Consider the following 9,167-nt stretch of genomic DNA (forward strand, 5'->3'; position numbering starts at 1 on the left):
CGTCACGCAGGCCCTGCAGGGTAAAGCCAGTATATTCACGCGCGCGCCAAGTGCCTGCATATTCGGCGATCCCGGCACAGCCACGGATGATGTTCTGGTTAGCCTCGGACGTGTCGGTCCAGACATCAGCGTTCACCATCACATAGTTGCGCGGCAACCATGCATCGACTTCGTAGAAGTGGCTCAGGCTCTCCCAAACGCGGCGGTCATAACCTGTGGACCCGGACGAAACCATCGACGAGGCGACACCAGTTGCAAAAGCCTGACTAATCTCAGCTGCTTCGATGGTCACCGGCAGCATGCCGGTCAGCTCGGCCAGTCGGTTGGTCGCGTTGTTGTACGAACGGAAGCGGATGCCGGCCATATCAGCGACGGTGTTCACCTCTTGGTTAAAATAGAGGCCCTGCGGCGGCCACGGCACCGAATAGAGGAGGTGCAGGTTCTGGCTTTCCAACAGCTCGGAAATGGTTGGCTCTGCGGCCTCCCAGAGCATCGCATGTTCGTCGAAAGACCCGACAAGGAATGGGATCGAGTCAAACCCAAAAAGCGCATCTTCGTTCTGGTGGCCCGACAGCAAGCGCTCGCCAATCGGGACCTGACCAGTCTGGATCGCGCGTTTGATATCCGCGCCGGCGAAAAGCGAGCCGGACGGATGGGTCACAATCTCAATGTCGCCGCCTGTGCCTGTCGTCACACATTGAGCGAACTCCGCGCCTGTGACCGAATGGAAGTTCGATCCGGAATAAGCCATCGGCATATCCCACGTATCGGCGAATACAGGCGCCGCGACAGCAACTGCCGCAGTTGCGACTGTCAGTTTCAACATCTTCATTTTTTTCTCCTTGCTGACTTTTTGGTCTTTTGTTGGTTAGGCCCGCGCAAAACGCGCGGGGTCGTAAGGGGCCATGTCCATATTGGGGCGGTGGCCAGTCATCATCTGTGCAATAAGGCGCCCAGTTTTTGGTCCTCCGGTCAAGCCGATATGGTGATGGCCAAACCCTACATATACGCCCGTACCACTGACTTGCCCGATCAGTGGCAGACTGTCAGCTGGGGCCGGGCGGTGGCCTTGCCACTCAATCTCGCCTTTAGCACGCAGATTGGGAAAGGCTTTCTTCACTTCTTTGCGCAACAGCGCAAAGGGAGCGGCTGAAGGTCCAGCCTTTAGCCCGCCAAATTCAACCACACCTGCACATCTTAGGCCGGCAGCCATCGGCGTTGCCACAAATTTACCGGCGGCCACCATGATCGGCATAGCGGGACCACCATCTGCGCCCTCAAAGACGACGTGGTAGCCACGCTCGGTTTCCAGCGGGATCGTTAGGCCGAGCCTCTTCATCAGTGGTTTCGACCACACGCCCGTGGCTAGAACGACGTCGCTGCAGGAGATCGGGCCCGTAGTGGTTTCGACCGCACTGACTTTGCCATCTGTGAACGAAAAATCCTTGACCTCAGCTTGACGCAACATGCCGCCAAGATTCTGAAATTCCACAGCTAATGCAGAAACATATCCCCCTGGATCACGGATAAACCCGTGATCTTTCATCACCGCTAGGCAGCCCACAGCGGGACCCAAGTTCGGCTCATAGTCGCGTGCCGCGCCACCTTCGATCAAGTCAGGCTCGAACCCCGCCTCACGCCGCAGGCCCCAGACATAGCGGTCAGCCTCAAACGCGGCGCGGTCGGCATAGGCAAACGTATAGTCGCTATCGACGATCCAATCCGCAGCTTTGGTGCCATCGGCTAGTGCGTGGTGCTGCTCAACGCCGTCAGACACGATTGGTGTTAGTCCATGGGCAATTCGACGGGTGTCCGCGTCATTGGCATGCCCCAGATATTTCACCAGCCAAGGCAGCAATCTTGGTAAATAGGACCAGCGCAGGAACAGCGGAAAATTTGGATCAAGCGCGTATCTTGGCCCTTTGCGGATCAGACCGGGGACAGTCACAGGAACCATTGAGCAATTGGCCAGAACACCCGCATTTCCGTAAGATGTCCCCTGACCTGGGGCGCCCCGGTCGATCAATGTCACTTCGATACCAGCGCGGCGCAGCCAGATTGCGGTTGAGACACCAACGATACCCGCGCCAATCACGATTGTATGAGGTTTTGCGCTCATGCCGCGAGCCCGGCGCGGTTGACCGAGAAACGCTCCAGTGCGAGCGGGTTCACATCAACGCCAAGTCCAGGGCTATCCGGCACCACCACTTTCCCATCTTCAACGGGGAATGGGTTTGCTAGAATGTCGTCCGTCAGGAAGTAGCTGGCTTGGTAGAACTCGCAGCCAAGAGTGATCTCTGGCGTTGCCGCGATCATGTGGGCGCCTGCCAGATGCGCCAATCCGCTCTCAAACATGTCGCCCCCATAAGCCGACCATCCGCCTGCATGGGCCATCCGCGCTACCGTCTGCGCCCGGGTCAGCCCGCCTGATTTCATAATCTTGATGGATACGCCGTCAGCCAATCCCTGACCCATTGCCTGCAGCATATCTTCGGGCCCAAACACACTTTCGTCAGCCAACAGCGGCACATCAATACTGTCGCGAATCCGCGCCATCAGATCGCGCAGATGCGCCTTGACGGGTTGTTCGATAAAGGTCGGCTGAAACTGCGCCACATCGCGGACACAGGCCAGCGCCACGTCCTGATGCAGGCCCTGATTGTAATCGACGCGAATCTCAAAATCAGCAAAATCCTGACGCAGGCGTTCCAATCGCATGATGTCAAACGCATGGTCCTTGAAGCCGGTTTTCAGCTTAATGATGCGCACACCATCCTCGCTTAGCCGCGACATCAGCTGGAGATCCTTATCGAAATCGGGATTTGCGATCGAACAAGACAGCGGAATTCGGTCTCGGAACCGCCCGCCAAGCAGCGCCCAGACGGGTACGCCTGCGATCCGGGCCCTCAGGTCGAACAGTGCTGTATCCAACGCCGCCTTTGCCTCGGTGCAATGTGCGACAGCCACTTGGACATCCGCCATGATCGAAGCGTGATCCCCGACACGGCGTCCCAAAACCAATGGGCGCATATAGCGATCAAGAGCGGCAAATGTCGCTTCGGCCGAACCTGTGAACACAACCCAGGGCGACGCCTCTCCGTAGCCCTTCACACCACCTTCGGATGTCAGTCGCAGCACTACCAAATCAACCGCATGTTCGACCGATCCAATACCGTGATCCCGCCGAGCGCTGACTGGCACCGAAAGATGCCAAAGTGCGAAACCTGTCACCCTTTGATCTAATTCCGACATGTGCTCCCCTTAGCCGGTCCACCGTGCCTAGAGGGTGGCATCATTTCAAATACGGAATTGTGATGCATCCATCACAAGAAATGATACCCTTATTCCATGTCTATTCGATTTCGGCAGCTGCAAGCCTTCCACGCGATTTATGAAACCGGCACCGTCACAGGGGCCGGCGCCCTTTTGGGCATCTCGCAACCCGGCATTTCGAACCTGTTGGCCCAGCTGGAACGTGAAACCCGCTTCAAGCTTTTCGCGCGCGTCAAGGGCCGCTTGATCCCGACGCCCGAGGCTGGGGTTTTATATCAGGAGGTCGATACCGTCGTGCGCGGCATCGATCACGTGTCGCAAGCCGTGGTTGACTTGCAGAACAAGCAGGGTGGTCAGCTACAGGTCGCGTCGCAACACGCCATGTCATTCGGGTTCATACCCAAACTGATAGCACGCTTCGCGCAGGGTCGGCTCGATATGTCGATCTCTTTCCAGTCGCAATATTCCTCGAAGATACAGGAATGGGTGATGGCGGGCCTTTTCGAGATTGGTGTGTGCGAAATGCCACTGCTGTATGACGCCTTCGAGCACTACCCTTTTAGTGTCGAAACACTTTTGGCGATGCACCCTGAAAACCCGCTGGCCAGGTACGATGTCCTGACCCCAGAGCTTTTAGAAGGCGAGCCCTTCATCGTCATGGGCCCCGATCATATGACGCACCGCCGCACACGCGAGGCGTTTCAAAATGCTGACGTTCCTTGGCGCACGCGGATCCACACACACCTGTTCAAGAACAAGCTGAGCTTTGTGAAGGAAGGCATAGGCGTTGCGCTCCTTGATCCGTTTACCCTAAATTTTGATGAAGCCGGCGGGGTCGTCGTCCGGCCATTCCGTCCACAGATCATGATGGATATGATGGTCATCACTTCGCGCGACCGGCCCTTGTCAGCCTTGGGGCAAGAATTTCTGGACCTGCTACTGGAGGAGCTTGAGCAATATCGGGCCACGCTTGATCTGGCGGCGAAGTAGCGGGTCAGCCCATCCAACGGCGCACCGGTGCGGCGGACTCTTCCAGCGGTTGGGCGATCACGTCGACCAGCGTCGGGCCATCGTGGTCGATCGCGTCTTTCAGAACCGCATGCAGTGTGGTGGGGTCCTCCACGCGCCAGGATTTCACGCCGTAGGCCGCAGCAACGGCGGCGTGATCGACGCGATTGAAATCGACGTTATAATACCGGGCGCCCTTGTCAGCCATCTGACTGGCTTTAATCCATCCAAAGTTCGCGTTGGAAAAGACCACGTAGGTGATATTTGCCCGCACACGCGTTACCGTTTCCAACTCTCCACAGGTGAACCCGAAAGACCCGTCGCCCATCAATGCGACGGTCTTCGATTCGGGCCGTCCGAACCATGCGCCAAGCGACGCCGACATGGAGTACCCAAGTGCCCCATGGGCGCGATTTGTAATGAAGAACCGACCGGACCGCGCCTGTTGGTAATAGGCGGAAAAATAAGGGCAGCTGGTGCCCGGGTCCGAGACGATTGTGGCGTCTTCAGGCAATAATCGACTGAGGGTTGCGACTACGCGTTCAGGGCGGATTGGGGCCTCGGTGCTGTCTGCCAGGTATTGGAACCGGGCAAATTTCCGCGCTTTGATGTCGGCTACAGCTTTGGCGCCGCCAAAGGTCGTCCCACCTAGCCCCCGCGCATCAAGCGCTGCATTCACTGCAGCCAATGATAAGCGCAGATCTCCCACCACGCCAACTTCCGTCGGGTAATTCGCGCCGATCACCATCGGGTCAGTATCAAAATGCACGATCCGCGCACCGGGTTTGGGCGCCTCCCACCGGGCAGTTGTGGTGGACCCTGCACGACAGCCCATGAAAATCACCAGATCTGCGGCTTCCATCGCCTCCCATGTCTCATCTGTGCCACCGTTTGAACCAACGACACCTAGGGATTGCGGGTGAGTGTCCGCCAGCGATCCCTGCCCAGAAATCGACGTCGCAACTGGAATGTCGAGCCTGTTGGCGAGCCGCGCCAACTCATTCATCGCCCCTGCGATCACGACGCCACCACCACAAACTATCAGAGGTGATTTGGCCGACAGTATCACGTCAATCGCCTCCTCGGCCGCTCCCGGTTCTGGCCCTTGTGGATATGCAGGAAAGCTTTGGTGTTTGGGGTCGGCCCATATGTCAGCCGGGTCTACCGGGTCATATTGGATGTCATAGGGTAGACCAATATGCGCCGCCCCCGACCGCCCTGTGGTCATCGCGCGGAAAGCAGTGCGAACCATACGGGGAATATGCGCGGCTTGGACAATGACGGTGTTCCATTTGGTAAGTGGCCGCATCAACGCGTTTTGATCTACCTCGGTTAACGGATACTTCCCATACGTTCCAACAGAGATATCGGTGGTGATGCCCAACACAGCATATGAGCTTTCCGACGCTTCTATCAGACCTGGCAGAATATAAGTTGCCCCACCACCTGACGGCCCTTCGGCGACGCCGGGACGCCCCGTCACGCGGGCATAGCCATCGGCCATATAGGTCGCGGAACGCTCGTCGCGGGTCAGGACATGGCGGATGTCTTTGCCGATCGACCTCATCGCATCGTAGAACGGCAGCGAGGTATCGCCACACAACCCAAACACATGCCGCACGCCATGAGCCTTGAGCATTTCCACAAGCGCATCGGCGCCATTCATTTGGTTCGACATGGGAGAGGTCCTTTGCAGGGAAGTATTACTTTCTGTATACAGGCTAATATATCTTACATAACTCAAGCTGATCTTTCACGGTGCCACCAAAGCCGTCCAACTGGAACTGCCATGCCCGAAAAAAATGTAGACCGTCTGGCTGCGCAACTGCGCCGGATGGCGGTTGAGATTAAAATCAAGCCAGATGAGCGTATCCGCGAGGGTGAGATGGCGGGCCTTGTCTCGGTCAGCCGCACGCCATTGCGAGAGGCGTTGAACCGGCTCGTATCTGAAGGGTATTTGAGGGTCACTGGGGGGCAGGGGTTCTTTTGCCGGTCCCTTACACCCGAGCGCATTCTTGATTTGTACCAAGCCCGCGCCGCCATTGAGTGCGCGGCAACGCGGTGGCGCGCGCCAGCGAAGATCAGTTCGCCGAGCTTGTCGCCAACCTTGATGCGGCAGAACCGCTTTATGATCGAACCAATAACAGGCTGCGGATTCCGGAGGCGGATGAAGCGTTCCACGTGGCGCTTGTACGCCTGTCTCGCGATGCAGAGTTGGAGCAGATGCTGGCCAATATCACGGGGTGCATCCGGTATGTCCGAATGATCGGCCTGAAGATCCACGACAGTGCGCAAGGGCGCACGGCGGCGTATCGTGTGATCCTCGCGGGCATGATCGCGCGCGATTTGAAGGCAAGCTCGTCCGCGCTCCGATGTCACATAGAGACCCGCAAAAAAGACGCCACACATTCGGTTCGAGACGCATTTTCCCATATCTATGTCCAAGCAGGCTGAAGATGACAAAGACACTTGGAGGCAAAACGGTTTACGGCGCGTCGATTGGCATTCTTATGTTGGAAACGCGATTCCCGCGGATCCCTGGCGATATTGGCAATGCACTGAGTTGGCCATTTCCAGTCCACTATCGTGTTGTCCGCGGTGCCACGCCAGACAATATCGTGCGTGGCGACCCGACCGAGCGTATGGATGATTTCATCGCCGCTGGGCGTGATCTTGTCGATATGGGATGCGACGGGATTGCGACCAACTGCGGGTTTCTGGCGTTGTTGCAGGATGAAATGGCAGCGGCTTTAGGTGTTCCTGTGGCAACCTCTGCGTTGATGCAGGCACCGATGGTACAAGCTACGTTGCCGCCCGGACGCCATGTCTCAATCCTTACGATTTCCGAGGCGACCCTAGGGCGTGCGCATCTGCAGGCCGCAGGTGTGCCGGCCGACACACCGGTGGTTGGAACAGACGCCGGTCAAGAATTCACCCGCGCTGTTTTAGGCGATGAGCAAGAGATTGATTTCGCCGCATGCCGCACTGATTTGCTGGATGCGGCGGCCACTCTGACGCGCATGCATCCACAGACCGGAGCAATTATTTTGGAATGCACGAATATGGTTCCGTATGCGGCTGATATCCGGCTCCAAACGGGGCTACCTGTATACTCGATCCACAGCTTTCTGACGTGGTTCCAGTCCGGACTCATGCCGCGTCGCTTTGCGGTTGATTTTGATGATCCGCGAGCGCGATTTTAGACGCAAAGGGTGCTGTTAGAGGACGCTTGATTAAGACGGGCAGGGCATCTGTCTAACTTCGGATGATGATAAAAAACTGGACTGTCAGATTAAACTCATCTGTCAGAGTTTAGAGAGGAATTTCGGCCGCTTTCGCGGCACTTTGTTTGGTGATCATTAAACAAACAAAGAAATTATGTCCGAGCTTAAACGCTCAGGGCGGCGATAGAACGAGCAGATCCGTTTAATCTGACACTGCCGGGACATTGAATAAGTAGATAGCAGCCTACCAAAGCACGGTCACGACCAGTAAAGTGGAAAGCGGGTAGATGAAATCTCTCACATTAGCTCCCACTACATGCTCCGCTATGTCAACTCGTCAGCAACTCGCGCGGGCAGTCGGAAAACGTGTTCGCGCCGCTTTTGGTCACCAAAAATGTTTCACTGACAACCAGGCCGAACTTTTCGAGCCAAAGTGCCGGAATACAATGGAATGTCATATTCTCTTCCATCACTGTTGTGTCACCTGCACGTAGCGAACAAGTGAGTTCGCCCCAAGTTGGTGGAAAACCAATGCCCACCGGATAACCAATCCGGCTATCCTTTTCGATGCCCTGCTTCGAGATCACCTTTTCCCATGCTTTTGCCATCTCCTGACATTCAACTCCCGGCTTGACCACATCAAGTGCAGCTTCCAGCCCTTCGCGAATGACTGCTGTGGTGTCGACCAGCTCTTTAGGGGGCTTGCCAACATAGACACAGCGTGAAAGCGGTGTGTGATAGCGATGCCGGACGCCACCCATTTCGATGTAGAAAACTTCACCTTCTTCAAGCGGAGCATCTGTCCAGCTCAAATGCGGCGCAGAAGCCGCTTCGCCGACCATCGCGTTTGGCGGCTTGCACGGAAAGGTGCCACCAAACTCGGGGGTTCCAGACGTCGTCACACGATAGATTTCTGCCATCACATCACATTGGCGAACCCCGGGGCGCACTAGTTTGCGGGCGCTGTCCATTGCCAGTGTCGCGATTTGGCCCGCCTGCCTCATATATTCGATCTCTTGCGCCGATTTTGTCATCCGCACATGGTTTACCAGAAGAAACCCATCAACGAATTCCCCTTGCCCAAGCCCATTGGTCAAAATACGGTTCCATTTTGCGGTGTAGTAGTAGTCGTCCTGTTCTGCAGCAACTCTTCCTTTATGCCAGCCCTTATTCTTCAGGACTTCAACTAGATATACCATCGGATGAAGATCAGGGGTGCCAACATATTTATCGGGATATGCGATGATATTTTCGTCCCCCATAAACGCCGTAAGCTTTGCGCCAACTGCATCCATTTTGCGGCCAAACCAAATTGGTTCCTCTGCATCTAACGAAACAACAACCATCTGAGGTGTGTAAAAAGACCATCCATCATAACCAGTGACGTAGAATTGATTGGCAGGGTTCGAAATCAGCAACACTTCGATACCCTTGGCACGCATCGCCTCTTTGACCTGGGCAACACGGCGACGATACTCTTCAATTTCAAAAAGTAGCTTCAAATCCTAGCCTCCGCTATGTTCAAAATTAAAGCGCTGTTTAAGTTCGCGGATTCAACTCGCCAGTGCAACATGCTGGTTATGGCCTAGGAATAGCTGGTTTGGCGTCTTGAAGCCAAGGCATTTTCTGGGGCGCTTATTAATTTTGCTGATGATCTTAGCC

General features: G+C 56.0%; 8 protein-coding genes and 2 pseudogenes. 4 read left to right on the forward strand and 6 right to left on the reverse strand.

Annotated features, from left to right (window positions below; all coding sequences use genetic code 11):
* From dctP to AC221Y_RS15955, 3 genes are all read right to left on the reverse strand, one after another.
* Nucleotides 1-832: TRAP transporter substrate-binding protein DctP (dctP, locus tag AC221Y_RS15945; protein WP_486707732.1), on the reverse strand; the 832-nt coding region annotated here is incomplete at its 3' end.
* A 36-nt stretch (nt 833-868) separates the two neighbouring features.
* On the reverse strand, nt 869-2,119 hold the full coding sequence (locus AC221Y_RS15950) for an NAD(P)/FAD-dependent oxidoreductase (protein ID WP_299752418.1): 1,251 nt from the start codon (nt 2,117-2,119) through the stop codon (nt 869-871).
* Nucleotides 2,116-3,252: an enolase C-terminal domain-like protein gene (locus AC221Y_RS15955; protein ID WP_299752421.1), complete on the reverse strand. Its 1,137-nt coding sequence runs from the start codon at nt 3,250-3,252 to the stop codon at nt 2,116-2,118. Before AC221Y_RS15955 ends, AC221Y_RS15950 begins: the two co-directional genes overlap by 4 nt.
* Before the next feature lie 96 nt (nt 3,253-3,348).
* Between AC221Y_RS15955 and AC221Y_RS15960 the strand changes: the two genes are divergently transcribed.
* Nucleotides 3,349-4,263, forward strand: a complete 915-nt coding sequence (locus AC221Y_RS15960) for a LysR family transcriptional regulator (protein WP_299752424.1) — start codon at nt 3,349-3,351, stop codon at nt 4,261-4,263.
* A 4-nt stretch (nt 4,264-4,267) separates the two neighbouring features.
* Here the strand turns inward: AC221Y_RS15960 and AC221Y_RS15965 are convergent, their stop codons facing one another.
* Nucleotides 4,268-5,959, reverse strand: coding sequence for a thiamine pyrophosphate-binding protein (locus AC221Y_RS15965; RefSeq protein ID WP_486707733.1), 1,692 nt, complete (start codon nt 5,957-5,959; stop codon nt 4,268-4,270).
* A gap of 156 nt (nt 5,960-6,115) precedes the next feature.
* On the opposite strand from AC221Y_RS15965, the pseudogene AC221Y_RS15970 reads away from it, so the two are divergent.
* The 3 genes and pseudogenes from AC221Y_RS15970 to AC221Y_RS15980 all read left to right on the forward strand — a co-directional run.
* A pseudogene (locus tag AC221Y_RS15970) lies at nt 6,116-6,208 on the forward strand (GntR family transcriptional regulator); the annotation flags it as partial.
* Between the two features lie 119 nt (nt 6,209-6,327).
* Complete coding sequence (locus AC221Y_RS15975; RefSeq protein WP_486707734.1) at nt 6,328-6,735, forward strand: FCD domain-containing protein; 408 nt, start codon at nt 6,328-6,330, stop codon at nt 6,733-6,735.
* A gap of 2 nt (nt 6,736-6,737) precedes the next feature.
* On the forward strand, nt 6,738-7,484 hold the full coding sequence (locus AC221Y_RS15980; RefSeq protein ID WP_299752433.1) for an aspartate/glutamate racemase family protein: 747 nt from the start codon (nt 6,738-6,740) through the stop codon (nt 7,482-7,484).
* Between the two features lie 350 nt (nt 7,485-7,834).
* Here the strand turns inward: AC221Y_RS15980 and AC221Y_RS15985 are convergent, their stop codons facing one another.
* Nucleotides 7,835-9,007: a M24 family metallopeptidase gene (locus AC221Y_RS15985; protein WP_299752436.1), complete on the reverse strand. Its 1,173-nt coding sequence runs from the start codon at nt 9,005-9,007 to the stop codon at nt 7,835-7,837.
* A gap of 51 nt (nt 9,008-9,058) precedes the next feature.
* Nucleotides 9,059-9,167: pseudogene (locus AC221Y_RS15990) on the reverse strand (IS30 family transposase); the annotation flags it as partial.

Source organism: Boseongicola sp. (assembly GCF_057460485.1).